The organism is Marinobacter sp. EN3 (genome assembly GCF_000475315.1).
Taxonomy (GTDB): Bacteria; Pseudomonadota; Gammaproteobacteria; order Pseudomonadales; family Oleiphilaceae; genus Marinobacter; species Marinobacter nauticus.
Genome location: NZ_AXCC01000011.1, coordinates 96,849 through 122,929 on the forward strand (window position 1 = coordinate 96,849; position 26,081 = coordinate 122,929).

General features: G+C 58.0%; 25 protein-coding genes. 13 read left to right on the forward strand and 12 right to left on the reverse strand.

Annotated elements, in window-relative coordinates; all coding sequences use genetic code 11:
- Positions 1–3 precede the first annotated feature (3 nt).
- Genes Q675_RS23845 through Q675_RS23855 form a run of 3 tightly spaced genes read left to right on the forward strand, consistent with a single transcriptional unit; the run spans position 4 to position 2,941 of the window.
- Positions 4–831: a (Fe-S)-binding protein gene (locus tag Q675_RS23845; protein WP_023010717.1), complete on the forward strand. Its 828-nt coding sequence runs from the start codon at positions 4–6 to the stop codon at positions 829–831.
- The gene (locus Q675_RS23850) at positions 828–2,270 is read left to right on the forward strand and encodes a LutB/LldF family L-lactate oxidation iron-sulfur protein (protein WP_023010718.1); all 1,443 of its coding nucleotides are present in this window, start codon (positions 828–830) and stop codon (positions 2,268–2,270) included. The genes Q675_RS23845 and Q675_RS23850 overlap by 4 nt, the downstream gene beginning before the upstream one ends.
- Positions 2,270–2,941 carry a LutC/YkgG family protein gene (locus tag Q675_RS23855; RefSeq protein WP_023010719.1) on the forward strand — a complete coding sequence of 224 codons (672 nt, stop codon included), beginning with the start codon at positions 2,270–2,272 and terminating at the stop codon, positions 2,939–2,941. Before Q675_RS23850 ends, Q675_RS23855 begins: the two co-directional genes overlap by 1 nt.
- Here Q675_RS23855 and Q675_RS23860 read toward each other — a convergent pair whose 3' ends face one another.
- The 6 genes from Q675_RS23860 to Q675_RS23885 form a co-directional block, all read right to left on the reverse strand.
- Positions 2,942–4,339 carry an NAD(P)(+) transhydrogenase (Re/Si-specific) subunit beta gene (locus Q675_RS23860; RefSeq protein WP_023010720.1) on the reverse strand — a complete coding sequence of 466 codons (1,398 nt, stop codon included), beginning with the start codon at positions 4,337–4,339 and terminating at the stop codon, positions 2,942–2,944.
- Between the two features lie 2 nt (positions 4,340–4,341).
- Entirely contained in the window at positions 4,342–4,629 is a 288-nt protein-coding gene (locus Q675_RS23865) for an NAD(P) transhydrogenase subunit alpha (protein WP_011783921.1), read from the reverse strand.
- Complete coding sequence (locus Q675_RS23870) at positions 4,629–5,786, reverse strand: Re/Si-specific NAD(P)(+) transhydrogenase subunit alpha (RefSeq protein ID WP_023010721.1); 1,158 nt, start codon at positions 5,784–5,786, stop codon at positions 4,629–4,631. The genes Q675_RS23865 and Q675_RS23870 overlap by 1 nt, the downstream gene beginning before the upstream one ends.
- Positions 5,783–7,300 (reverse strand): malate dehydrogenase (quinone), encoded by a 1,518-nt coding sequence (mqo, locus tag Q675_RS23875; RefSeq protein WP_023010722.1) that lies wholly within the window; start codon positions 7,298–7,300, stop codon positions 5,783–5,785. The genes Q675_RS23870 and mqo overlap by 4 nt, the downstream gene beginning before the upstream one ends.
- A 106-nt stretch (positions 7,301–7,406) precedes the next feature.
- A complete protein-coding gene (nfsA, locus tag Q675_RS23880) occupies positions 7,407–8,144 on the reverse strand; it encodes an oxygen-insensitive NADPH nitroreductase (protein WP_022993334.1) in 738 nt (245 codons plus the stop codon).
- 162 nt (positions 8,145–8,306) lie between these two features.
- Positions 8,307–9,356, reverse strand: a complete 1,050-nt coding sequence (locus Q675_RS23885; protein WP_023010723.1) for a cytochrome-c peroxidase — start codon at positions 9,354–9,356, stop codon at positions 8,307–8,309.
- A 252-nt stretch (positions 9,357–9,608) separates the two neighbouring features.
- On the opposite strand from Q675_RS23885, the gene Q675_RS23890 reads away from it, so the two are divergent.
- Complete coding sequence (locus tag Q675_RS23890) at positions 9,609–10,154, forward strand: rhodanese-like domain-containing protein (protein WP_023010724.1); 546 nt, start codon at positions 9,609–9,611, stop codon at positions 10,152–10,154.
- A gap of 45 nt (positions 10,155–10,199) precedes the next feature.
- On the opposite strand, the gene Q675_RS23895 is transcribed toward Q675_RS23890, so the two are convergent.
- Together Q675_RS23895 and Q675_RS23900 are read right to left on the reverse strand one after the other, a co-directional pair.
- Positions 10,200–11,165 carry an SLAC1 anion channel family protein gene (locus Q675_RS23895; protein ID WP_011783927.1) on the reverse strand — a complete coding sequence of 322 codons (966 nt, stop codon included), beginning with the start codon at positions 11,163–11,165 and terminating at the stop codon, positions 10,200–10,202.
- Positions 11,166–11,249: 84 nt separating this feature from the next.
- Positions 11,250–11,711: a DsrE family protein gene (locus Q675_RS23900; RefSeq protein ID WP_011783928.1), complete on the reverse strand. Its 462-nt coding sequence runs from the start codon at positions 11,709–11,711 to the stop codon at positions 11,250–11,252.
- 197 nt (positions 11,712–11,908) lie between these two features.
- Here Q675_RS23900 and Q675_RS23905 point away from each other — a divergent pair, with 197 nt between their 5' ends.
- The 6 genes from Q675_RS23905 (at position 11,909) to Q675_RS23930 (ending at position 17,804) form a co-directional block, all read left to right on the forward strand.
- Entirely contained in the window at positions 11,909–13,528 is a 1,620-nt protein-coding gene (locus Q675_RS23905; RefSeq protein WP_031211093.1) for a tetrathionate reductase family octaheme c-type cytochrome, read from the forward strand.
- Positions 13,525–14,124, forward strand: a complete 600-nt coding sequence (locus Q675_RS23910) for a cytochrome b/b6 domain-containing protein (RefSeq protein ID WP_011783930.1) — start codon at positions 13,525–13,527, stop codon at positions 14,122–14,124. Before Q675_RS23905 ends, Q675_RS23910 begins: the two co-directional genes overlap by 4 nt.
- Positions 14,125–14,359: 235 nt before the next feature.
- Positions 14,360–15,625, forward strand: a complete 1,266-nt coding sequence (locus tag Q675_RS23915; protein WP_023010726.1) for an FAD/NAD(P)-binding oxidoreductase — start codon at positions 14,360–14,362, stop codon at positions 15,623–15,625.
- 222 nt (positions 15,626–15,847) lie between these two features.
- Entirely contained in the window at positions 15,848–16,714 is an 867-nt protein-coding gene (locus tag Q675_RS23920; RefSeq protein WP_011783932.1) for an MBL fold metallo-hydrolase, read from the forward strand.
- 14 nt (positions 16,715–16,728) lie between these two features.
- Positions 16,729–17,181: a TIGR01244 family sulfur transferase gene (locus Q675_RS23925; protein WP_022993326.1), complete on the forward strand. Its 453-nt coding sequence runs from the start codon at positions 16,729–16,731 to the stop codon at positions 17,179–17,181.
- The gene (locus tag Q675_RS23930; RefSeq protein ID WP_011783934.1) at positions 17,178–17,804 is read left to right on the forward strand and encodes a peroxiredoxin; all 627 of its coding nucleotides are present in this window, start codon (positions 17,178–17,180) and stop codon (positions 17,802–17,804) included. The genes Q675_RS23925 and Q675_RS23930 overlap by 4 nt, the downstream gene beginning before the upstream one ends.
- A gap of 40 nt (positions 17,805–17,844) precedes the next feature.
- Here Q675_RS23930 and Q675_RS23935 read toward each other — a convergent pair whose 3' ends face one another.
- Positions 17,845–18,840, reverse strand: a complete 996-nt coding sequence (locus Q675_RS23935) for a lipid A deacylase LpxR family protein (protein WP_023010727.1) — start codon at positions 18,838–18,840, stop codon at positions 17,845–17,847.
- 103 nt (positions 18,841–18,943) lie between these two features.
- On the opposite strand from Q675_RS23935, the gene Q675_RS23940 reads away from it, so the two are divergent.
- Positions 18,944–19,291, forward strand: a complete 348-nt coding sequence (locus tag Q675_RS23940; RefSeq protein WP_023010728.1) for a fructosamine kinase family protein — start codon at positions 18,944–18,946, stop codon at positions 19,289–19,291.
- A 28-nt stretch (positions 19,292–19,319) separates the two neighbouring features.
- Here the strand turns inward: Q675_RS23940 and ovoA are convergent, their stop codons facing one another.
- Both ovoA and Q675_RS23950 read right to left on the reverse strand, forming a co-directional pair.
- Positions 19,320–21,470: a 5-histidylcysteine sulfoxide synthase gene (gene ovoA, locus Q675_RS23945; protein ID WP_023010729.1), complete on the reverse strand. Its 2,151-nt coding sequence runs from the start codon at positions 21,468–21,470 to the stop codon at positions 19,320–19,322.
- 105 nt (positions 21,471–21,575) lie between these two features.
- Entirely contained in the window at positions 21,576–22,304 is a 729-nt protein-coding gene (locus tag Q675_RS23950; protein WP_023010730.1) for a TrmH family RNA methyltransferase, read from the reverse strand.
- A 180-nt stretch (positions 22,305–22,484) separates the two neighbouring features.
- On the opposite strand from Q675_RS23950, the gene rlmE reads away from it, so the two are divergent.
- Positions 22,485–23,108 (forward strand): 23S rRNA (uridine(2552)-2'-O)-methyltransferase RlmE, encoded by a 624-nt coding sequence (rlmE, locus tag Q675_RS23955; RefSeq protein ID WP_011783941.1) that lies wholly within the window; start codon positions 22,485–22,487, stop codon positions 23,106–23,108.
- Between the two features lie 407 nt (positions 23,109–23,515).
- Positions 23,516–25,069, forward strand: coding sequence for a methyl-accepting chemotaxis protein (locus Q675_RS23960; RefSeq protein WP_023010731.1), 1,554 nt, complete (start codon positions 23,516–23,518; stop codon positions 25,067–25,069).
- A gap of 582 nt (positions 25,070–25,651) precedes the next feature.
- On the opposite strand, the gene Q675_RS38560 is transcribed toward Q675_RS23960, so the two are convergent.
- On the reverse strand, positions 25,652–25,915 hold the full coding sequence (locus Q675_RS38560) for a helix-turn-helix transcriptional regulator (protein WP_023008981.1): 264 nt from the start codon (positions 25,913–25,915) through the stop codon (positions 25,652–25,654).
- Positions 25,916–26,081: the final 166 nt, after the last annotated feature.

Below are 26,081 nucleotides of genomic sequence, written 5' to 3' on the forward strand. Positions count from 1 at the left end.
CTGATGAGTGAGCTGTTTTACGACGCCGCCCCCAATGCCACCCGCGTGGCTCCAGAGCGCCCCAGGCCACGAACGTATCCGGCCAAGCCGGCCGAGGTCACTTTGTTCGGCACCTGCGTGGTGGATTTGTTCTTTCCCGAGGCCGGGCTGGATGCTATCCGCCTGCTGGAACGGGAAGGCATTCGCGTGCATTTTCCACACGAACAATCCTGCTGCGGTCAGCCGGCCTGGACCTCCGGCTACGTGAACGAGGCCCGGGAGGTGGCGCGGGCACAGCTCAATTTACTCGACAACGGCTTGCCGGTGGTGGTGCCGTCCGGATCCTGTGCCGGTATGTTCCGACAGCATTACCGGGAAGTCTTTGCAGAAGAACCCGATACCCTTAAACGTGTGGAAGATCTGGCTGAACGCACGTTTGAGCTGACCGAGTTTCTGCTGCATGTATGCAAGGTGGACTGGCAGGATCTCGGCCAGCCCACACAGATTGCCTTGCACACCTCCTGTTCCGCCCGCAGGGAAATGAACACCCACGTGCACGCGCGGGAGTTGTTGGGCAAGCTGGCGAATGTCGAGCGGCTGGACCACGATCATGAAAGCGAATGCTGCGGCTTTGGTGGCACCTTCTCCGTGCGCATGCCGGAAGTGTCCGGGGCTATGGTGCTGGACAAAACCCGTTCGTTGCGGGAATCCGGTGCAGCGGAAATGGTAACCGCTGATGGCGGCTGCCTGCTCAACATCAACGGCTCCCTGGAAAAACAGAAACAGACGTTCCGGGGCCGGCATCTGGCCAGCTTTCTTTGGGAGCGGGTGAGTGGAGAGGTGAAATCATGAGCCAGCGTATACCGGTAAAAGAACTCACCGACAGCTTCCGTGGCCGCGCGGTGGGCGCCCTGGCCGACGACCAGCTGCGCACCAACTTCCGCGTCGCCATGGATTCGCTGATGAAGAAGCGGGCCGATGCCTTTCCGGACGAGGAAGAGCGTGAGGGCCTGCGGGAACTCGGCAACCACATCAAGGCCCGGGCGCTGTCCCGGTTGCCGGATTTGCTTGAACAACTGGAAACCAGGCTGACCGCCAACGGTGTCAAGGTCCACTGGGCGGAGACTACCGAAGAGGCCAACCGGATTGTGCACTCCATCATTGAGGCGAAGCAGGGTTCTCAGGTGGTGAAGGGTAAATCCATGGTCAGCGAAGAAATGGAAATGAACGACTACCTGGCCGAACGCCACATCGAGTGCCTGGAGTCGGACATGGGCGAGTATATCGTCCAACTGGATGGTGAAAAGCCCTCCCACATCATCATGCCGGCGATTCACAAGAACCGCTTTCAGGTCTCCAGACTGTTCCACGACAAACTGGGCGTGGATGAGACCGAGGATGTGAACGAACTGATCCAGATTGGTCGCCGCACCCTGCGCCAGAAATTCCTTGAAGCGGATGTCGGGGTCTCCGGCGTCAACTTCGCCATTGCCGAAACCGGTACCTTGCTGCTGGTGGAAAACGAAGGCAATGGCCGCATGAGCACCACGGCGCCGCCAGTGCACATTGCCGTCACCGGCATCGAAAAAGTGGTAGAGCACCTGCGGGACGTGGTGCCCCTGTTGTCGCTGCTGACCCGTTCCGCGTTGGGTCAGCCGATCACTACTTACGTGAACATGATTTCCGGCCCGCGCAAGGCGGATGAGCTGGATGGTCCGGAAGAAGTACATCTGGTTCTGCTGGACAATGGCCGCAGTGGTGCTTTCGCCGATGCCCAGCTGCGCCAGACATTAAACTGTATCCGCTGCGGTGCGTGCATGAACCACTGCCCGGTCTATACCCGTGTGGGTGGCCACACCTACGGTGAGGTTTATCCGGGGCCGATCGGCAAGATTATTACGCCGCACATGGTCGGGTTGCACAAGGTACCGGACCACCCCAGCGCGTCTTCATTGTGTGGCGCCTGTGGTGAGGTGTGTCCGGTGAAGATTCCGATCCCGGAAATGCTGCAGCGCTTGCGTCAGGAAAATGTGAAAAGCCCCGCGGAGCAGCCGAAAGTGAAAGATGGCGGCGCCAAGTATTCCCGCAAGGAGCGGGCAATCTGGCGCTTCTGGGCCAGGCTGAATACGTCGCCGGTGTTTTACCGCCTGTTCCTGTGGGGCGCGACCCGTTTTGGCAAACTTGCACCGAAAAACGTCGGCCCCTGGACCGAGAACCACTCGGCGCCGGTACCGGCCCGGCGGTCTTTGCATGATCTGGCCAAAGCCCATTTGAATCAGGGAGACCGGTGATGAGTGCCCGCAGCAATATTCTCAACAAGCTCCGTGCCGGTCTGGCCGGCACCACGCCCCGGCCGGACGATTTCGATGAGGGTCTGGTAACCCGCCCCTGGCAGTATGCGCCGGAGGACCGGATTACTCGCCTGCGTTCTCTGATGGAAGGGGTGCACACCGAAATCCACCAGCTGACGACCGAGGAGTGGCCCTCAAAGGTTCAGGAATTGCTGGAGAGCCGCGGCCTGAAGAATGTGCTTTATGCCCCGGGTACCGAGCACGGCAAGCAGCTGGCGGAGCACTGGCAGCGTGCGGAGCCCAGACCGGAGCTGTTGGTCTATGACCGTCCCATTGAGGAATGGAAGGAGGAGCTGTTCTGGCAGGTGGATGCCAGCGTGACGGGCACGGTGGGCGGGATTGCTGCCACCGGTTCACTGGTACTGTGGCCGGATCGTCACGAGCCGCGGCTGATGAGTCTTCTGCCACCGTTGCATATCGCGTTGCTCAAGGCCAGTGAGGTGGAAGACAACCTGTATGGGATGATGCAGAAGCACAACTGGTCCGCGGGTCTGCCCACGAACCTGTTGCTGGTATCTGGTCCGTCCAAGACGGCGGACATCGAGCAGGTGCTTGCTTATGGGGCCCATGGCCCCAAGGAGCTGGTGGTCCTCATCCTTGAGGACGGCTGATCAGAGTTCCTTGATCGCGCTGGTGGTGGCTTGCAGGACTTCCTTGGCGTCGCCCTTCACCATCAGGCTGTTGTCGCGAATGAACAGACCGTTGGGAATGCCGGCGAAGCCAGCGGACAGGCTGCGCTTGACCACCACCACGGTTTTCGCCTTGTGCACATCGAGGATCGGCATGCCAAAAATGGGCGAGTTCGGGTCTTCGGCGGCGGCCGGGTTTACCACGTCGTTGGCGCCGAGCACGATGGCCACATCCGCTTGCGGCAGTTCCGGGTTAATGGCGTCCATGTCTTTCAACTGGTCATAAGGGATTTCAGCTTCGGCCAGCAGCACGTTCATGTGCCCTGGCATCCGGCCTGCCACCGGATGAATCGCGTAACTGACCTTGGCACCACGGCCTTCAAGCTGGTTGGCGAGTTCTTTCACCGCATGCTGGGCCTGAGCCACCGCCAGGCCGTATCCGGGCACCATGACCACCTTGCGGGCACCATCCAGCAACAGGGCCAGGTCGTCAGGGGTGGCGTATTTCACCTTGCCATCGTAGAACTCCCCTTCATCCTGCTGGCTCGCCGTACTGTCTGATCCGCCCAGTACACCGCCAAACAGAACGTTGGGCAGGGACCGGTTCATGGCCTTGCACATGATGGCGGTCAGAATCAGCCCGGAAGCACCCACCAGGGAACCGGTAATGATCAACCCCTGGTTGCCCAGCACGAATCCGGTGGCCGCGCCCGCCAGGCCGGAATAGGCGTTAAGCAGGGCGACGACGACCGGCATGTCGGCACCACCGATAGGCTGGACCAGACCAATGCCAAGCAGCAGGCAGAGCCCTACGAGGGCCGCGAGGGCCAGCGGGCTGGTGCTGCCGCTGGTGGCAAACAGCACCGCTCCGGCCACGGCGGCAATCAGCGTAACCAGCGTGACACTGTGCCACAGGCGATTGTTCCGGCTGTCGCCAATATTCCCCTTGAGTTTCAGAACGGCTACCACCGACCCGGTCAGAGTGACCGAGCCGATGACGATGGAGGCCAGAATCGCGGCGGTCCAGCCGCCACTGCCGGCACCGGTGGCATTAACCGCGTGCATCCAGGTACTGGCGGCCACTGCAACGGAGGCGCCCCCGCCGATACCGTTCAGGCTCGCCACCAGTTCCGGCATTTCCGTGGTTGCGGTCCGTTTTGCGAGCCAGACGCCGATCGCGCCGCCCAGCAGCATGCCGGCGATGATGGCCGCGTAGCTGATGATTTCCTGGTGCAACAGGGCGGCGACGACCGCAATCAGCATCCCGATGGCGGCCAGCTGGTTGCCACGTACGGCCGTTTTCGGGCGGGTCATGCCCTTGATGCCGAGAATGAAGCAGACGGCAGCTGCAAGGTAAGACAGATTGATCAATGCAAACATGGTTATCCCTTCCGCTTGAACATATTCAGCATGCGATCCGTCACCAGAAAACCGGCCACGATATTGATGCTGGCCAGGGTGACAGCGATAAAGCCCAGCACGCCGGCGACATTAGGCGACAGCTCTGTGCTACCCGCGCTGATGATGGCGCCGACAATCACGATGCCGGAGATGGCATTGGTGCCGCTCATCAACGGGGTATGAAGCGTGGGCGGAACCTTGTTGATCAGTTCCACCCCGACGAACAGCGCCAGAATGAAAATGGTGAAGCTGAGTGCAAACAGTTCCATCAGTCCGTGTCCTTCTGGGTTGAGGTTTCCGGGTTTTCTCGTGTCTCGGTGTTGTGCCGGACACTGCCGTGCTGGACCACCAGGGTTGCTGCAACAATCTCGTCGTCCAGCTTGGGTACCACACGACCGTCTTCGGTCATGTTGAGCAGAAAGGCGGTAATGTTGCGAGTGAGCAGCTGGGAGGCATGCACCGGTACGCGGGAGGGGTGGTTGGCATGGCCCACCAGGGTAACGCCGTCTACGTCCACCTTCTGGTTCAGAACGGTGCCGTCCACGTTGCCGCCTTTGTCCGCCGCCAGATCCACGATCACCGAGCCGCTCTTCATGCGGTGGATCATTTCCTGGTCAATCAGTTTGGGAGCCGGTTTTCCGGGCACCGCCGCCGTGGTGATCACCAGGTCGGCGCGGGCGACGCAGTCTGCCAGTTGCTGTCGTTGGGCGGTGTAGAACGCCTCGCTCTGCGCCTTGGCATAACCGCTGTCTCCGGTGGTATCGGATTCAGGCACTTCGATTTCAATGAAATCGGCGCCCAGGCTCTCCACCTGCTCTTTCACCTCAGGGCGAAGATCGTAGGCCTCGACCACTGCGCCCAGACGGCGGGCGGTGGCAATGGCCATCAGACCTGCAACACCGGCGCCAATGACCAGTACCCGGGCCGGATGAATGGTGCCGGCGGCGGTCATCAGCATGGGGAAGTAACGGGGCAGGGCCATGGCGCCGCTGAGGACGGCGCGGTACCCGCTGATGCCCGCCATGGCACTCAACACGTCCATGGACTGGGCGCGGGTGGTTCTGGGCACCAGGTCCAGGGCAAATGCCTGCACGTTTTGCCCGGCCAGCTGTTCCAGCAGCGGCTGGTTGAACCAGGGATCGAGCAGGCAGATCAGGGTGGCGTCTTGCTGAATCAGTCGCGCTTCCTCTGATGAGGGCGCCCGAACTTTGAGGATGACTGTTGCCTGACGATACAGGGCGTCGGCATCGTCGGCGATGATGGCCCCGGCGTGGCGATAGTCGTCATCGGTGAAATGGGCGGCACTGCCAGCGCCACTCTCGACCACCACCTCGTAGCCGGCCTCCAGCAGGGTGGAAACTCCGGATGGGATAATGGCCACACGGTTTTCACCGTCTTGTCGTTCTCTGGGAATCCCTATCATCATGCGTACAGGCTCCGTTCAGTTTGAGTTTGTTCTGCCCCGGTGTTCAGTCCCAGGGTGTGAAGGGTGTAGCGGCGGACATCGGCCAGCAGTTGGCGGTTGGCCTGAAGCGATTGACCGTAGCTCGGGATCAGCGATTGCAGGGTTTGCAGCGGTTGGCCCTGAATCAGCTCCGGGAAACAACGTTCTATAACCTCCAGCATTGCGGAGACGCAGGTGGAGGCGCCCGGTGAAGCGCCCAGCAGGGCTGCCAGGGATCGGTCCTCAGTGCTCAAAACCTCGGTGCCGAATTCCAGACTGCCCCGGCCCGAGGCCGTTGGCTTGATAACCTGCACACGCTGCCCGGCCCGCACCAGTTGCCACTGAGCCGGGTCCGGGTCCTCAATAAAGCGCGCCAGTTCGCCGAGGCGGGCCGATTTGGGGCTGAGGGCTTCTTTGATCAGATATCGGGTCAGCGGCCAGTTGTGCATACCAACGTCGATCAGCGGCCGCAGGTTGTGGCTGCGAACTGAGCGGATCAGGTCCGAGCGATCGCCGCTTTTGAGGAAGCGGGTGGTAAAGCCGGCGAAGGGACCAAAGAGCAGGGCCGCCTTGCCATTGATAAAGCGGGTGTCCAGGTGCGGTACCGACATGGGTGGCGCGCCAACCGGTGCCTGGCTGTAAACCTTGGCGTTGTGTGACAGGGCCATGTCTTCGTTATCGCAGGCCAGCCACAGGCCGGATACCGGGAACCCCCCGTAGCCGCGAATCTCCGGAATACCGGTCTTCTGCAGCAGAGACAGGGCGGCCCCGCCCGCGCCAATGAACAGAAAACGGCTGGTAATGCTGCGTTTCTCGCCGCTGCCCAGGTGATGCAGGCCCACGCGCCAGCCGCCGGCTTCGCGCTTGATATCGGTTACCTGGCACTGGAGCTGAATATCACAGGCGTTGTGCTGGGCCAGGGAGCGCCCCAGCAGGCGCGTCAGTGCGCCAAAATTGACGTCACTGCCGTGGGCGACGCGGGTAGCTGCGACCGGTTCAAAGGCTTGCCGGGTACCGTGGATCAGCGGGAGCCAGCGAGCGAGGGTGTCTGGCTGATCGCTGAACTCAATCTCCTGAAACAGCGGTTGGCCCTCGAGGGCTCTGTGGCGGGTTTTCAGAAAATCACAGGCCTTGGCGCCCTGAACCCAGCTCAGATGTGGCACCCGGCGAATGAAGTTGGCCGGTGCAGGCAAGAGCCTCTTCTCAACCAGGCTGCTCCAGTACTGAAGTGAGAGCTCGAAGCGCTCGTTGATGGCGAGCGCCCGCTCTACGGAAACGCTGCCATCGGGGTTGGCGGGGGTGTAGTTGAGTTCGCAATAACCGGCGTGACCGGTGCCGGCGTTGTTCCAGGCGTCCGAGCTTTCGCCGGCCAGCTGTTGTCCCTGTTCGACCAGGGTGATCGACCGGGAGCTGTCCAGTTGCTGAATCAGAGAGGCCAGCGTGACGCTCATAACGCCGCCGCCAATCAGAAGAATATCGGTATTAAAGCCCGCCATGAGTATGCCCCTTTCAGTAGCAAACGAACAAAGGGGGCATACTTTAGTCTAAGGTGGTTGCCGCAAGAATCGTATTTACTGAGGCAAATGCATCGAAAAAATCGATCTATTTGGTGCCGAAGCCGCGACCGTTGAGGAAAGCTTTTATGTGCGGGCGCAGTTTTGAGGTAAACAGCGGCTTCAGCTGTTCGGACCAGGTGGTGTCCTTGTTGCTGCTGCTTCTGGCCTGGTAATACTGATTCATGGTCTGGTCGAAACGGGTCACCAGTGCGGTGTCATCGGCATCGGTGTAGGCGTCTTCTTTCAGAATCGCGGAAAGTGGCAGCCGGGGCTTAACTTCCGGGTTCTGATCGGGGTAGCCGAGGCACATGCCAAATACCGGGTAGACATGTTCCGGCAGTTTCAGAATCTCGCTCACGTCCTGCGGGTTGTTACGAATACCGCCGATGTAACACAGTCCCAGACCCTCGGATTCCGAGGCAATGGCGACATTCTGTGCCATCAGGGCGGTGTCGATGGTGGCAACCAGCAGTTGCTCGGTCATACCTCGTGTCACCTCGGCACCGGCCCGCTCTGCGGCTTCCATCGCCCGTTTCATATCGGCACAGAACACCAGGAAGTCGGAACTGTTGGCGACATAGGGTTGGCCGCCGGCCAGTTCGGCGATCTTACGGCGGTTCTCCGGGTTGACCACATGGATGATGGAGTAGGCCTGAACGTGATTGGAGGTGGCGGCACTCTGGCCGGCACGAATCAGCTCTTCGAACAACTCCCGTGGGATCTGCTGGTCCTTGAACTTGCGGATAGAGCGGTGGGATTTCAGAAGTTCAATGGTCGGATTCATAGCCTCTAGCCTGTCTTTAAGAAAGAAAACAGACGATAGCTTGCTCATCAGCAACCGCACAAGCGGACAAAGGTGGGTAGTTGTCCGGATAGTATGACCAACCTCAACAAAAAAGGCGCGCCGGGAAAGCGCGCCTTCGAGGGTGAATGCAGAGCCCGTGACTTACGGGATCATGTCCACCGGCTTGGGCGTATTGGCGGTGCTTGGTGGCAGTACCGGATAAGTTACTTCCGGAACATTGCCGGTCAGCGTCTTGAGGAACGCGACGATGGATTTCACTTCATCGTCGTTCAACTCGGTACCCAGCTGGGCCGTACCCATCACCGCAACGGCTTCTTCCAGGCTCCAGACGGCGCCAGAGTGGAAATAGGGCGCGGTCAGCTCGATGTTACGCAGCGGAGAGGCGCGGAACACATACTCGTCAGACGCGGTTTCGGTGACAGAGAAGCGGCCTTTATCGCCCTCTGGCAGGATCTCGGCACCCGGCTTGGCAACCAGCCCGAATGGATGGTAGCTCTGACCGCCGAGGTTCACACCACTGTGGCAGGCGGTACAGCCGCGGTCCATGAACAGCGCCAGACCTTCTTTCTCACTCTCGTTCAGCGCTGAGGTGTCTCCGCGCAGATATTTGTCGAAAGGTGCTTCCGGGGTGATCAGTGTTGCTTCATAGGCTTCAATGGCAACAGCCATATTGTCGAAGGTGACCGGATTTTCCTGGCCCGGGAATGCGTCCTCAAAGCGCTCGATATACTCCGGCATACTCTTCAGGGTAGCCACCACCCGGTCCGGCGTACTGCTCATCTCGACACCCGCCTGTACCGGCCCTTTGGCCTGTTCGGCCAGGTCGGCGGCACGGCCATCCCAGAACTGGGCTGCGTTAAACACGGCGTTGAACACCGTCGGCGAGTTCCGGGGACCCTTCTGCCAGCCATGGCCGATAGAGGTAGGCAGCTCGTCATCACCGCCCAGCCCGACGTTGTGGCAGGTGTTGCAGCTGATCAGGTGGCTGGAAGACAGGCGCGGTTCAAAGAACAACATCTTGCCCAGATCCACCTTGGCCTGGGTGAGTTCATTGCCATCAATCACCGGTGGGTATTTTGGAATGGGCTCGAACATGCTGTTGGCCCGTTCCATCAGGTTGTCCGCCATGGCGGAACCTGCTGCCACGCCCAGGCTCAGGGTGAGTGCTTTTGCCAGTGGATGCTTGATCATGTCGCTTTCTCCTTATGAGAACGGCTTGGTCTCTCTCTGATTCAAACTTAACAAAACGTTCAGAATTCGCACGGGGAATCGGAAAGAGTCGGGCTGATAATTGATGTCTATCAATTTTGGGTTTGCGACGACGGCCAGCACTGCCGCTGCGGCAATTGGCCGCGTGAACTCGACGGGCAAGTTCCTGTCAATTGACTGGTTATATCGTTATTCTAAAATGACATTCTAGTCAGAAAAGCAGGAGTGCAAGGCATGAAATCGATACTTGTGTCTGTGTTGTTGGTGTTGGGCCTTGCGGCTACAGCACAAGCGGAGGAGGCTCTGTCCGTTACCCCGGAAGAGACCTGGGAAATGGTTCAGGAGCAAGGTGACAATCTGCTGTTCATTGATGTCCGGGATCCGGTGGAAATCATGTTCATCGGCTTTACCGATGCTGTGGACCGAAACATTCCGTTCCAGCTGGTGGATCGTTCGCGCTGGAACGATGAGAAAGGTGTCTTCGCCATGGACATCAACGAGGATTTTGTTGCCCAGGTTGATGCCGCGCTGAAGGAAAAGGGACTGACGCGGGATTCCCTGATCATCACCATGTGCCGCTCCGGTTCCGCCCGCGGCAAGCCCAGTGCTGATTACCTCCTGGAACGTGGCTTTACCAACGTGAAGTACATCGACAACGGCTTCCAGGGCAGTACTGTGAAGGAAGGCGAAAAGAAAGGATTCCGTGTGCAAAACGGCTGGCAGAATTCCGGCCTGCCCTGGTCGACCAAGGCCAACCCCGAGAAAATCTATCGTCCGTGATGACAACGACGCCCGCCTGTGTCGGGCGGGCGTCACTGCCCGGTTTCACTCCTCCACGCAGATTTCCCGCCGCCGCACCGCAACTGCGGTTCTGATCACCAGCCCGGTAATCAGCAGGCAAAGCACTATCAGCAAGATCAGCCCCAACCATTTCAGGAAGACCAGCCCCAGGCTTTGATGCATCAACAGTGTGGCAATGGTGATTGCTGCCATGGGGAATGAATAGGCCCACCAAGACAGGGCGAACGGGACTTTGATGAATCGGGATGTCTGGGTAAACAGCATCAGGGTAAGGAACAGTGCGCTGTAGTAGAGAATCCGGGCGAAGGCGTCCACTTCTTCTCCGTTCAGCTGTAACCAGGACACCATTCCGACGCCGGGTGGTGCTATCAGGATAAACAGTGTAGGCAGCAGCTTTCCCGGTAGCGGTTGATGGAAGAACATTCGATTAAAAATAATGGTCAGCAGCACCAGCCAGAACAGCAGCCCGATGCTGAAAAAGAACCAGGAAATTTCCACCGACGCGTGATGCACTCCGGCGACGGGTACCAGGATGTTGCCCACAATCGGGATGAACCAGGCCGGGTTCATATGGTTAATCTCGAAATGGGTGTGATGGATCCAGATCGACAGCACATACAGCGTGAAGCCGAAATGCAGCACAGTGCCGGCGGTCCAGACAATCTGTGATAAGCCCGGATAATGAGGCAGAAGGGCAATGCTGATCAGTATCAGGCCAATCGAAATGGTCGGAAAAAAGTTGAGTTTGACCGGATGGCTCAGTTCAGCTTTGACACTGGCGGGGTGTCTGGCCAGTTTTAACAGGTAGAGGCCGGCCAGCGTGGCGAACACGGCCACGGTCAATGCCAGAAGTGCAGGGCTTGGGTGAATGCTCCACCCGAGTATCGCCTCTGCCCGGTGCAGGGCAATGGTCAAACCGGCAAGCCCCATGACTGTGGCAAACCAGGAAACCGGGAAGTTCTGTAGCCGTGAAACGTCGCTATGCGCCATCGGATACCTCGTTGTTTGCTTGTAACCAAAAGCGCCAGCCCGATAGAGGCTGGCGCATGAAAAACACCGGAACTATGTCCGGCCTCAGAAAGTGAAGGTGCGCATCTTGCGATCCAGCATCTGGCCGGCCATGGCCGGCGGGGTCGCAACGCCGACACCGTCAAGCAGATCGTCTTTGCTGTACTCGCTGTTGGGTAGATACAGCGCACAAACATTCACCGCACCACCGGCTTTCATAAGCCCGCGCAACATCTGCCCCGGAGTGACGTTTTTCGGCGCCAGGGGCTCGGCTTTATAGGCTTTCAGAGCCAGGTCGCCGGCTTCGTCGCAAAGCAGCACATTCACCTTGGCACCCTTCTGGGCCATAGTGTTGGACAGCACCATCGCCATACCCTGGGTTTGCAGGGAGTCGCTGGAGAGAATCACCAGAACCTCTTCCACGGTGTTTCCTCTATTGCCGTCTTTCGCTTTTTGATTCTCCGCCGTTGCAGTCAGTGGGGCCGCGAACAACAGCGCCAGTGCAAAGGTCTTGATGGCATTCGTCATGGGGTAACTCCTGAGTTTTGATGGTTTACATGCCAATCGTAGAACCAGGGCTATTGAGGCTTCAGTGACAATGTCACTGTTCTGCACGCCACAGAGCGATAGATTGATTTTGCTCAATGCTTTTACACGTCGCCGGGAAATCCCGCTCTGTGTAACTAGACTCAATTCAGATGCTCATCTGAGTGGATGGTGCCGATATGAACAACAAGAGAGCCCTGCGAATGCTTTTTTCGCTCAAATGGTTGGTGCTCGTTGCCAGCCTGGTATTTGCCGCGAATGGGTCCGCCTCGATAGCGCCTGTAAACGGGAAATCGACCACCACGGCAGATCACAGCAAGTTCAAGGCATTACAGGGCCCCTTTGAACGGGCGGAAGAGGTGACGGCGGCCTGCCTGACCTGCCATACCCAGGCCGGTGAACAGATTCGCCGGACCACTCACTGGACCTGGCTCTACGAGCATGACGAAACCGGGCAGACCCTGGGCAAAAGCAAGGTCATCAACAGCTTTTGCGGGATGACCATTACCAACGAGCCCCGGTGTACGTCGTGCCATGTGGGTTACGGCTGGAACGATATGCGTGAGCCACCGCCGCAGGCCGAGAATGCGGTGGATTGCCTGGTTTGCCACGACACCACGGGGGAATATTGGAAATTCCCGACGCTGGCGGGCCACCCCACCTATATTCCCCGGGAATGGCCCAAGGGCAGCGGCAAAATGGTTCAGCCGCCGGACCTGGAGCGCATTGCCCGGAATGTGGGCGCCAGTGGCCGGGCGAATTGCGGTAGCTGCCACTTCCATGGAGGCGGTGCCGACGGCGTGAAACATGGCGATCTGGATACGTCCCTGATCAACCCACCGAAATCGCTGGATGTGCATATGTCGCCGGACGGCCTGAATTTCGGCTGTTCCGACTGCCACACCACCATGGGCCATGCGGTATCCGGCAGCCGGTACCAGGCCAATGCCCGGGATACTCTGGGCATCGATGTGCCGGGCCATACGGATTTCTCCCGGGCCAGTTGCGAGTCCTGCCATGGCCTTGCGCCCCACGACAAGCCAAAACTGAACGACCACGTAGACAAACTCGCCTGCCAGACCTGCCACATCCCGGCTTTTGCCCGGGGCGGGGTGCCCACCAAGACCTGGTGGGACTGGTCCACCGCCGGTCGGCTGGATGAAAACGGACAGCCAATAAAACAGCTGGACGACCATGGCCACCCGAGCTACCTCAGTGAAAAAGGGGATTTCCGCCATGGCGAGAATGTGGTGCCGGAGTACGCCTGGTTTGATGGCACAGTGAAATATACCCTGGCCGGGGATCCGCTGGATATCGAGAATCCGCCGGTGGCCATTAACCGGGTGGAAGGCAGCCCTGATAATGGTGAATCCCGCATCTGGCCGTTCAAGGTGATGCGTGGAAAGCAGCCGTTTGATACCGAGAGACAGACCTTGCTGGCCACCCATGTGTTCGGTGCCGATGATACCTCTTTGTGGAGCAATTTCAGTTGGGAGAAAGCCCTGCAAGCCGCCAGTGATCTGTCTGGCATGCCCTACAGTGGTGAGTTCAGCTTTATCGAAACCACCATGCACTGGCCGATCACCCACATGGTGGCACCCGCTGAACAGGCGGTGAAGTGCGGCAGTTGCCACAAGGCTGAAAGCCGGCTGGCGGGGCTGGGTGGTATTTATATGCCAGGCCACAACGGTAGTGTCTGGCTGGACCGGATTGGCTGGTTGCTGGTGGCAGCCACCCTGTTTGGTGTTCTGGTGCACGCCATGGCAAGGGTCGTGTTCAGTGGGAGGAAAGACCAATGAGCCGGGTACTGATGTTCAAACGTTTTGAGCGCTTCTGGCACTGGACTCAGGCGCTGCTGATTTTTGTCTTGCTGTTCACCGGCTTTGCCATTCATGGCAGCTACGACGTCATGCGCTTCAGTACCGCCGTGCAGGTGCATACGCTGGCCGCCTGGGCACTGATTGTGCTGTGGATATTTGCCATTTTCTGGCATTTCACCACCGGCGAGTGGCGCCAGTATATTCCTACCCGGGATGGCCTGTTTGCGGTTATGCATTATTATCTGGTGGGTACTTTTACCGGCGCCGCCCATCCCTACAAAAAGACCTCAAGGGCCAAGCACAACCCGCTGCAGCGTCTGGCCTACCTGTTCTTCAAACTGATAATTTCACCGATTATCTGGGCTTCTGGTCTGTTGTATCTGTTCTATAATGACTGGCCCGCAACGCTGGCCGGCGCGCTGCAGCTGGAAACGGTCGCGCTGGTTCACACCGGTGCCGCGTTCGCCATGCTGGTGTTTGTGATTGCCCACGTTTATATGGCCACCATGGGTAAAACCCTGACCAGTTATATCAAACCGATGATTACCGGTTATGAGGATCTGGACAGTCACTGAGCCGCAGTCAGGTAAACGCCTCTCGTTTGCCTGACCGCCCCCGGCCCGACAGCCATCCCGGCCGTGTAAAGGCCACTCCCACCGCTCTATATTCCCGCCTTGAGCGCTATGAACCGCGAAGGACCTTGTGCATCGCTATATTTCATATCGATATAACGATATATCTTAAATGGTGTTAGGATTTGATATACATCAAGATGAAATGCCGTGCGAACAAACACAAGAGGGTAGAGGCATGAACAGCAGAACAGAACCGGCGGGGGCAGACAGGCACCACACCATTGTTATCGTCGGTGGCGGCGCTGCCGGTATCTCGGTGGCGTCCAGCCTGCACAAACGGGACCGCCGTCTGGATATCGCGATCCTGGAACCATCCACGACCCATCACTATCAACCAGGCTGGACCATGGTCGGTGGCGGTGTTTTTCAGCCGGAGGTTACCTCCCGGCCCATGTCACAGGTGATGCCGAGCTTTGTCTCCTGGTATCGGCAAGCGGTTTCGGGCGTGATGCCGGAGCAGAATCAGGTAAGGCTGGCGGACGGTTCGAGTATTTCCTATCAGGCACTGGTGCTTGCGCCGGGGCTGGAGCTGAACTGGTCTGCCATTGATGGCCTGGAATCGGCGCTCGGATGCAATGGTGTGACCTCCAACTACCGTCAGGGCATGGCGCAATACACCTGGCAAACGGTACAGGCCCTGAAAAAGGGAAGGGCCCTGTTCAGCCAGCCGCCCATGCCCATCAAATGTGCCGGCGCGCCGCAGAAAGCCATGTATCTGTCTTCCGATCACTGGCGCAGAAACGGGATTCTCGGCCAGCTCGATATTCAGTTTCATAATGCCGGAGCGGTTCTGTTCGGTGTGCCGGCTTATGTCCCGGCACTTCAGGAATACATCGATAAATACGGTATTCAGGTCAACTTTCAGAGCAATCTGGTAGCTGTTAACGGCCCCGCCCGGAAAGCCACGTTCCGGCTTACGGACGCTGAAGGTAACAGCCAGGATCGGGAACTGGGTTTCGATATGTTGCACGTGGTGCCGCCCCAGCGGGCGCCCGGTTTCATCCGCGAGTCCGTTCTGGCCAATGACGGTGGCTGGTTGAATCTGGCGGACGATACGCTCCAACACAAAACCTTTGCCAATATATTCGGACTTGGTGACGTGAGCGGCACCGGTAATGCCAAAACCGCCGCAGCCGTTCGAAAGCAGGCGCCGGTCGTGGCGGAAAACCTCATTGCAAGTTTACGGAATCAGCCCCTGCCTGCGGCTTACCTCGGGTACGGTTCTTGCCCGTTGACGGTAGAGAACGGCCGCATCGTGCTGGCCGAATTTGGCTATAACGGTGTGCTTCAGCCCAGTTTCCCGCAGTGGGTGAACGATGGCACCAAAGCCACCCGCGCTGCCTGGTGGCTCAAGGCCAAGCAGCTGCCCACCTTATACTGGCACGGTATGCTCAAAGGTCGGGAGTGGCTGGCCAGCCCTGCCGTCCGCGAGCATCACTGAAACAACGTTCAGAAAAACGGCGCCCGGACAGGGCGCCCCCTCCTGTGATTCAGTCCTCCGCCCTTCATCCATAGCGAATTAATTAAAGCTTTTGATATGTGATTTACAGGAGCTATCGCCCATATCAAATTTAATATGCGTTATGAGTATATGGTTATATCTAAAAGTATGGTCTACTGACGGTGTGAGTTAACGATACCCATGCCCGAGGAGGACACGACGATGCAAACGCCATCAGTCACTCACTTCTTCGACGAAGCGACCAACACCTTCAGCTACGTCGTTCAGGATCCTGACAGCCAGGCCTGTGCCATCATCGACTCGGTACTGGATTTTGATTACGCCGCCGGCAGGATCGACGTGCGTTCAGCCGATCAGATCATCTCGTTTATTCGGGACAACAATCTTCAGGTGGAGTGGATTCTCGAAACCCATGTGCATGCCGACCACCTCTCCGCTGCGCCCTACCTGCACGAACACCTGGGTGGCAAGACCGGCATAGGCGCGAAGATTGTGGATGTTCAGGAAATCTTCGGAAAAGCCTTCAACGCCGGCACCGAATTTGCCCGGGACGGTAGCCAGTTTGACCAGTTGTTTGAGGAGGGCGACACCTTCCGGGTTGGCAACCTGGAGGGGCAGGTCCTTCACACGCCTGGTCACACGCCGGCATGCCTGACCTACGTTATCGGTGATGCGGCCTTTGTTGGCGACACCCTGTTCGCGCCGGATTCCGGTACCGCCCGCTGCGATTTCCCCGGCGGTGACGCCCAGACCCTGTACCAGTCTGTGCAGAAGGTACTGGCTCTGCCCGGCGAGACGCGGATCTTCCTGTGCCATGACTACAAGGCGCCGGGGCGGGATGAATACCAGCATGAAACCACGGTAGCCGAACAGCGCGAACGTAACATCCATGTTCGCGAGGGCATGAACGAATCCGAATTTGTGCGGATGCGAACCGAGCGCGATGCCACGCTCGCCATGCCGAGGCTGATCGTACCGTCGGTGCAGGTGAACATGCGTGCCGGGGCCATGCCGCCGGCGGAAGACAACGGGCAGGTTTACCTGAAAGTCCCGGTAAACGGCTTCTGAGCTGGAGATTAACGATGAAGATTCATTTTCTGGAACCAGGATTCGCCGTGGCAGATGCGGTCGCTCCTGAGGACTTTGAGGACATTCGCCGCCAGGGCTTCCGAACCGTGATCTGTAATCGCCGAGCGGGCGAGGACGGCTACGAGGGTGAAGAAGCTTTCCGGGAAGCAGCCGCCAGCCAGGGCCTGCAGTGGTTCTGCGTGCCGGTCGCCTCCGGTGAATACACCGAACAGGATGTGGATGCCTTTGCACAGGCACTTGATGCGGCCCCTGCGCCCATTCTCGGATTCTGCCGCACAGGCCGTCGGGCGGTGCACATGTGGGCCCAGTCCCGGGCCCGGAACCCGCAATGCAATATCCCAATGTTGCTCAAAGCGGCCCATGACGCAGGCCATGAAACCCAACCCATTGAAGCTTTGTTAACCAATGCCACAAACGTGGAAACCCCGACAGGAGAAATGAAATGACGATTCGTCTTGGACAAATTGCCCCTGATTTCAACGTAGACACCACCAAAGGCCCCATGAGCTTTCACGAGTGGGCCGGCGATTCCTGGGTGTTCTTCTTCAGCCATCCGGCTGACTTCACCCCGGTATGCACCACAGAAATGGGCCGCACGGCACAGCTGGCGCAGGAGTTTGCTGCCCGCAATGTGAAGCCTCTCGGTTTGTCGACTGACTCAGTCGAAGAACATCTGAAGTGGATTGATGATGTAAACGACACTCAGAGCTGTGATCTGCAGTTCCCGATCGTTGCCGATGAGGACCACAAGATCGCTGAGCTGTATGAAATGATCCATCCGGGTGAGAGCGAAACCGCCGCTGTGCGCAGTGTGTTCATTATCGATCCGGACAAGAAAGTACGTCTGACCATGACCTACCCGATGGCGGTGGGCCGTAACTTCGACGAGATCCTGCGTGCCATCGATGCGCTGCAGACGGCCGATGCCAATAGCTGTGCATTGCCGGCGGACTGGAAAAAAGGTGGCGAGGTGATCATTCCGCCGTCCATCTCCAACGAGAAGGCCAAGGACATGTTCCCGCAGGGCTGGAACGAATTGCGTCCTTACCTGCGCCTGACCAGAATCTGATTTCTGGTACTGACAAAAGCGCCCCGACAGGGGCGCTTCCTCATAACACCCAGCTAAAAGACAGCGTGCCAAAGCTGAAGTTATCCTGGTTACGCTGTTCTTCCCCCGTCGTGGCCCGCAAAATCAGCGCCGCTTGCAGGTTGTCCCACTGCCAGGTGCCGCCCAGGCCTATCTGGCCGAGCAGGGAGCCTTCACTGAACCGGTAGGGCCCGGAATTGTCCTCCAGATAGGAATAGGCAATGTATTCCGCCCCCAGGCCTATGAATACTGACCAGGCGCTTTTCGCGCCACTGAAAGATCCGGGTAGCGCGATGGCAGAGGAGCTGCCGGCGTAATCCGGTATAAAATTGGCCGGAAGGTTTCTGCCCATCCGCCAGATCACGCCAACGGTCGCGGAGGTTCGAAAACTGGACAGCAGGCCGGAGCCTACCGCTGAAAACTGTTGTTCAAGGTCGCCGCGTTGCCCCGCTTGCAACAGTTTGCGCCCGTGGGCCGCCTGAAATCCGCCAACCACGTCGGTCCCTAGCTGGTTGTCCCATCCTTTGGGGCGTTCGCTCCCGGTGATTTTGTGTACCCATTTCTGGCTGGCTTCGGCGCCGCTTTCAGGACCAACCACGCCAATGTGAGCGCCGTACCCCGTAATACTGTCAGCACTCCAGCTCCAGAGGGTGCTGCTCAGGGAGAGATGACCGGCGTAGGGGATATCATTGAATTGAGGCTCTTCCTGGCTAATGTCTGCCGGTGTCACCATGAGTTGACGCAGACTGACACTCATTGCATGGTTGTTGTCGGCGTCGCCGACGCCGGGCAGAAATGACAGACTATCTCTGCCCGTCCTTGCAAGTCGGGCTGAGCCTCCGCCGGAGTCTTCGGCTGTGTTGGTAAGGTAAGACAGGCGCACGCCATTGGTGTAGCCCCGGTCGCTGCCAGTGAATAGATCGTTGTCCCAGGCAAGGTTGAACTGTTCCGCATTGGCGGAAGCGGGGGCTAGCACGAGTAAGAGGCTAATGCGGGCAAAAAGAGCTCGGATGGGCACTGGGAATGGACTCCGTGAGGGTAGGATGCAAAGTATCTTAGCAGAACCCTGCTACGGTTTTATGGCGCAAACAGATCCATACCCGCGCTAATCAGGAGTCAATATGCACGTTAAAACCAATACCACGGGCTATGCCGATGCGCTGATTTGCGAAGCTGAGGGTCTGGAATCTCTTCGGGACGGGTTGCAGCAGGCAGGAGTTGAAGCACTCCGTATTCCGGAGGTTGTGGAGGCGGACCTTGCCATGACCGAGATGTTTGGCGGTTTCGGCGCGGCATTCTATCGTGCCTACGATCGCGTATACCCGCGCACTGAGGTCTACGCCACCAAGCGAGAAATCTATAACCTGTACCACTACCTCAACCTCAACCACTACAACCTGTTTGGTGGCGGGTATCTGGGTGGTTGCGAGCGTGGCCTGTCGGCCTTGGCGGCGTTACCAGCCCCGTGATCAGAAGCTGGTAACGCCGGCATCACACTCAGCTCCTGGCGGGTTTGCGTTCCCACACGGTCACTTCAGACAGCGTGTGCTGGAACTTGTGCTCGGTCTCGCGAATCACGAAGGGCACTTTCCGGGGCTCGCCCACCATCCGGAAGTGCTCTCCAAGGCACTCTCGAATGCCGTCTAGCGTTCGGTGATTTTCGCCATCCTTCTTGAAACCGCCGAGCCATTCCTCTTTCGGGGTGTGTTCTTCAAGCCAGGTGTAGGGGGAGGCAATAATCAGCAGACCGCCTTCATTAATGCGCTCGTGGATACCCTCCAGGAAACGACGTGGCCGGTACAGGCGGTCGATCAGATTGGCGGCCAATACCAGGTCATAACCGGAATACTGGGGCTTCAGGTTGCAGGCATCGCCCTGATAGAACGCCACCTTGGCGGCGGTATCTTCGAGATCCAGTTCTTTCAGGGTGCGGGTGTGGTAGCTGACCAGTTCGCCTTCTTCGGTCAGTGAATACCGGATGGCGCCCTGCTCGGCCATCTCCACCCCCAGACGTATGAAGTTGGCGGAGAAATCGACACCTTCAACCTCGTCAAACTGGCGTGCCAGCTCAAAACTTGCCCGGCCACAGGCACAGCCCAGATCCAGCGCTTTCCCGGTCTTTTTGCCGGCCATAGCGTCCAGGGCCAGTTCCGCCATGGTTTTCGGGAAATTGGCGACGCCAAACCAACGGTCGCCGTAATGGAACTCGGCGTATTCAGTGAGTAGCCGGTCGCTCTCGTAGTAGGCGTTGGGTTGAACAGCCTGGGCCTCGGAGGTGATGTAGCGGAAGCCTGCATGCTGGAAGAAATGCCGACGGAAGGCATAACGGGAGGCCAGCCTTGCTTCGTTGCCACAGGAAATCCAGGAGCCGCCTTTGATCAGATTGTGCTGGCCGTCGAACGTGGGTGTGGTGAAGTCGTCGTACAGTGGATGCACCTTGAAGTTGTCGAACGGATAGGTGGGCGTTTCGGTCCACTGCCAGACGTTGCCAACCACATCGAACCACTGGCCGTGGCGAAAGCGCGTTACCGGACACGACGAGGCACCATGGTCCAGGTGGAGGTTGGCGTTGGCCGGGGATTCACCCACTTCCCGGACGCCGGCTTCGTCACAGAGGCGATACCACTCGTCTTCCGTGGGCAGGCGGATGGGTTTGCCGGTTTGCTCACGTTTCCACTCACAGAACGCCTTGGCCTCGTGATAGTTGACCTCGACCGGCCAGTCCCAGGGCATCTCCACCTCTTCAGTCATCAGGCGCAGCTGCCAGCCATTTTGCCAGCGCCAGAACGTGGGGTGTTTGGCTTCGGCAAAGGTTCGCCAGGCCAGGCCCTCCTCGCTCCAGTATTCGTCCTGCTGATAGCCGCCGGCCTCGACAAATTCCAGGAACTCCTGATTGCTTACCAGGTACTGGCTGGCCTTGAACTCGGCGACGTCGGCCTGGTGCTCGCCGTACTCATTGTCCCAGCCGTAAAAGGCATCGTCGTAGGGCTTACCGATGTGTACTTTGCCAGCGGGAACGGTGAGCAACTCGTTTTCCGGTGCCTCGCCGGTTTCCCGGATGGGCGCCCATTCCGGTTGCGGTTGAACGCGTTCCAACGCGTGCTGGCGGATGAGCACCGAGGACGTCTCAAGGTGAATTCGCTCATGTTCGATGCCCATCACGATGGGCCACCAGTCACTGTCCCAGTCAATCGGCAGCGACAGCGGCATGGTTTCGATCAACTCCAGCACGGTCTGGCGCACCTGTGCCCGGTAGTCCAGTACTTCCTGGACAGCGGGCCAGTCGTAGTGATCGTCGTTCAGGTCGTCCCAGCTCATTTCATCCACACCCACCGCGAAGATGGATTCCATGTTGGGGTTGATGCGTTCTTTCAGGATCTTGGCCAGTACCAGTTTGTTCACAAAGAAGGTGGCGGTGTGGCCAAGGTAGAAAATGAGCGGATGCCGGAGCGGGATAGATTTCTGGTAATAGCCGGAGTCATCAGCCAGGCAATCGAACAGGCGCGTGTAGGTGTCGAAGGTGTCTGTGAAATAGCGCGCGATTTCCTGGCGCTTGGTGTCCGGGGTTCCCTCGGCCAGATTGGGCGTGCGGGTTAAACCGATGGCATGTTGGCGTTCGAGAATTGCAGTCGGGTTGGAGAACTCCATGGCTGAACCGATCCTTCCAGTGAATGATGTCCTACAGGATTACGTTCAACCATAGTTAACCGGTTCAGCGACTGGCAAGTAAAGGCCGGAATTAATCCGGGGGACTCAGGCGCGGTTCAGCTCATAAACCGCCATATTGACCGCGGAGGCCAGGTTCAGCGACTCGATAGCGGCCGCACCTGGGATGGTGTAGGCGTGGGCACTAAGTTCAGTCAGGGCTTGCTTTGGCACGCCGCGGGCCTCATTGCCAAACAGGTAGCAGTCCTGGGCCTGGAATTCGGGCTTGGTGATAGAATCGCCGCCGATGTCCAGGCAGGCGATGCGGGCGTATCGCTGCCCCAGCGTGTCCAGGGCAACCTCGGTCTCCAGCGGTACATGGAATATGGCGCCCATGCTGGCGCGCACCACTTTCGGATTGAACGGATCCACGCTGCCGGGGCTAAGGAGGCACCGGAAGCCACCGAACCAGGCCAGCGTGCGCAGGATGGTGCCCAGATTGCCGGGATCCTGCACCTCGTGAAGGTAAAGCGCTTTTTCCCGGGAGGCGTTTTCTCCGCGGGCAGCCGGTGGCAGTGGCACCACCGCCAGGATGCCCTGAGGCGTTCTGGTATCGGAAAGCTGGGCCATCTGCCGGTCACTGATGACGTGCTTGGGCCAGAGGCTGGGCCAGTGCTCGTAGGCGCCGGTCACATACAGTTGGGCGTTGCGCCAGTGGGGCACCTGCTTCGCCGCTTTTTCCAGCTCCAGTACCAGATGCTCGCCTTCCACCAGAAACTGTCCGAACGACTGGCGGTATTTCTTTTGATCCAGCTTTTTGATGTCGTCCAGTTTCACGGTCTGCTTTCCATGGTGCCTGGCACGGCCGGGGCCGGGCGATGATGGTTTTAATGAGGCATGTGATCAGGCGCTATTGTACGGGGGCTTGGCTGGCTTGTCAGGAAGTGGCTGGTTTTTGCGGCGTCACTGACGCCGGCGTACAATGCCGGTTTTCCCGCAGTGAACAGAAGGCAGGCGATGGCACGCTCGAAAAGCAGTAACCGGTGGCTCGAAGAGCACGTAAACGACCCCTTTGTAAAACAGGCGCAACAGGATGGCTATCGTTCCCGTGCCAGTTACAAACTGCTGGAAATCAACAACAAGGATCGGCTGATTAAACCCACGGACCTGGTCGTCGATCTGGGTTCGGCCCCGGGCGGCTGGTCCCAGGTGGCGGCGAAACTGGTGGGCCACAAGGGCCGTGTGGTGGCGTCTGACATTTTGCCGATGGATCCGATTGCCGGCGTTGAATTCATCCAGGGCGACTTCACCGAACAGGAGGTCTTCGACCAGATCATGGCGATACTGGACGGGGCCCGTGCTGACGTCGTGATCTCGGATATGGCCCCCAACATCAGTGGCGTAAACGCCGCAGACCAGGCAGCCTCCATGTATCTGGTGGAACTGGCCCTGGATATGGCCTGCCAGGTGCTCAAACCCAAAGGCAGTTTTGTTGCCAAGGTGTTCCATGGTGAAGGCTATGATGAGTATGTGAAAACCGTGCGCGAGTCCTTCGATAAGGTGGTGATTCGCAAGCCGGATTCGTCCCGGGCCAGGTCCCGGGAGGTGTATCTGGTGGCCAAGGGTTTCCGCGTAGCCTGATTTTAAGGTCGAACTGCGACGCTCTGCGGCCAAACTGCTTTTTTGGTGCGAGTGGCTACATATTTTTTGCTGCTGTCGCGCAGAAATTCCGAAATCGTCTATTCTTTAACCTGTGAGGAAAGGGATTGTTCTCGCAGGCTGCCTGATATTGCCACCTCCCTGAATATCCTTTTCTTTGAAACCACACCACGATCAAAAGGTATGGAGCGCCTGAGAGAGGCCTCTGGATTTGCTTGTTAGTCTGAATCACAAACAAATTCTTTCTTATTTGTGATTTGGCGTTAACGCTCAACGCCCTCTGGGGGCTTGTGGCTGTTCGTTACAAAACAAACTGGTACTGGGCAACGGGACAGCGATAATCGCCGCCCCACCGACAACAACCGGCCAGGCTGAAAAGGACGAACCTCGTGCGAAAGAATCTACCCATAACCGGGAACGAAAGAACGTTTCCGGAATCGCAAAAACTGATTTCCTCAACGGATCTGCGGGGAAAGATCTTGCACTGTAACGACGCTTTCGTGGCGGTCAGCGGTTTTTCCCGGGATGAGTTGATTGGTCAACCGCACAATATCGTTCGTCATCCGGATATGCCTCCGAAAGCCTATGAGAACATGTGGTCTCACCTCAAGGCCGGCCGACCGTGGATGGGCCTGGTGAAAAACCGCTGCAAGAACGGCGACTTCTATTGGGTCAGCGCTTACGTCACACCGGTGACCGCAAATGGCGAGGTTGTCGGTTATGAATCCGTTCGCTCTTGCCCGGGCCGGGAGGATGTGGCCAGGGCTGAGAAACTCTACAAGTCGATTCGGGAAGGGAAAACCGGGATCCCGTTCTGGCAGCGGGTGGCGCCGAGCACCTGGTGCCTTTTTGGATTGTTGATGGCAGCCGGAGGATTATTTCTCTCAGGCCAACAAGTGTTGTCGGAGCTTTTGCTGTCGGTGGGTGTGCTCGCCTATGCGATCTGGATGAATATAGCTAGGCACCGGTTGATTCAGTCGGTTACCGATATGATGGGTAATACCTTTACAGACAACCTGGCAGCGCGAAGCTACACCGATGATGACCTGCAGTTAGGGCGCATCAAGGTGGCGGTCAGAGCGCAACAAGCCCACCTTGACGCCGTATTGACCCGAATTGAAGATTCTGCCGCCGGTGTAAAGACTGCCGCAGTCAGAGGTCTGGAATACTCCTCTCAGGCCCAGGACACCATGAGGAAACAGCAGGCCGAGACCGAGCAGGTGGCCGCGGCAGTTCATGAAATGTCGCAGACCATCGGCGAAGTCTCCGAAAACGTGCAGCGAACCGCCGACAAAGCCGATGGGGCCAGGGTATTGGCGGAACAGGGCAGCCAGGTTGTCGCCTCAACCAGGCAGTCTATTGAAGAACTGAAAACCACCGTTCATGGCATCAGTCGCTCCGTCGGTGAGTTGGCGACGGAGAGTGAAAAGATTGCAGATGTGGCGAAGATCATTGAAGACATCGCCGAGCAGACCAATCTGCTGGCTCTGAACGCGGCGATTGAAGCTGCCAGAGCCGGGGAACACGGGCGTGGCTTCGCGGTGGTGGCGGATGAGGTCCGGAACCTGGCCCAACGGACCCAGAATTCCACCCGTGAGATTCACGGGATCATCGACAAGCTTCTCTCAAGGTCGTCCGAATCGGTGAAGGTCGCCGAACAGGGTAATCTGGCTTCAGACAGTGGGCTGGACCGTATGCTGGATGCGGAAAAGACCCTGAACCAGATTGCAGACTCAGTGAATACCATTGCAGAAATGGCGATTCAGATGGCCACCGCTGTGGAGGAACAGGCGCAGGTTTCAGACCAGATTAACGAGCAGGTCGAGAGCATTTCCTCGCTCGCGTCGGTGAACTTTGAGAAAGGAGCGCAGTCGGCCTCCAGTGTCGAGAAGATGGAGAAAATTGCGGCTGAGTTGCATGAGCTGGTGGTGCGGTTCAAATAAGCCAGACTCGCCGCTTTTGAAAATGCTCGAAACACTTTGGGCAAAGACAAACAAAAAAGGCCTGCGTTCTCACGCAAGCCTTTGGAAATAATGGCGCGCCCGATAGGATTCGAACCTATGACCTTTGCCTCCGGAGTGCGCCTTCGAAGGTAGGCAGCAACCGGTCTAAATCGGTGAAAAGTCTGAAAGATCAAATGCCTAAAGCAAAAAACACCAGCCTCCAAAACCCCGATATATCAGCATTTTAAGCCAATTAGCGCCGAAGTTTGGCACACCTTTGTCAGGTAACCAATGTCCGGAAACAGGACATTTGATCGGTGCCCTCCAGGCACTCTAAACGGACATTTGGATCCAATTTTGTCGGGTCGGGGAGTGCAGAATTGTCAGGATTTCAGTGTCCGGAAATCGGGCACGCTTTAGGGTCCGGAGAAAACTACATCGTTGAATTAAATAAACAATAGCATTCCTGCCATCATGCTACGATCAAATCTATCGAGCACGATTCGCTCGGAGAAATGCCATTTCCGCGTGGCTTCTTGATTAGGCGAGGTTGTTTGTATTGCGACATACAATGGTGACGACTCACTGCAAGCCCTCTTCAAAAGCTTGCAGGTCTTCCTCCCTCCAACGAGTTGTCCCCGGGCCGACCTTGACCGGTCGGGGAAATCTCCCCTCTCTGACCCAGCGCCATATAGTTTTAGTTGAGACTTTGTAACGGCTACTCACTTCATCGACGGTGTAAAACATGGGCTTTCTCTCGGCAGTTGCGGAGGTTTCGATTTGTTCCGCTTCAAACGAACCTGTGATACTCCAGATGACGTTGTCTGAATTGATCGATGACAGCATTGATGAATGTCTGATTAGTAGGTATGGCCTGCTTTTGATCGTCAGACTCAAAGGCCGCTCGACTGGGTGAGTGGCGTGGTGGAAAGGCTATCCAATTCCGATGGATGTGGCGACAGATCTGATCGCCGTTGGGAGGCTTAAAGATTGAATGCGTAAACCGCTGAAG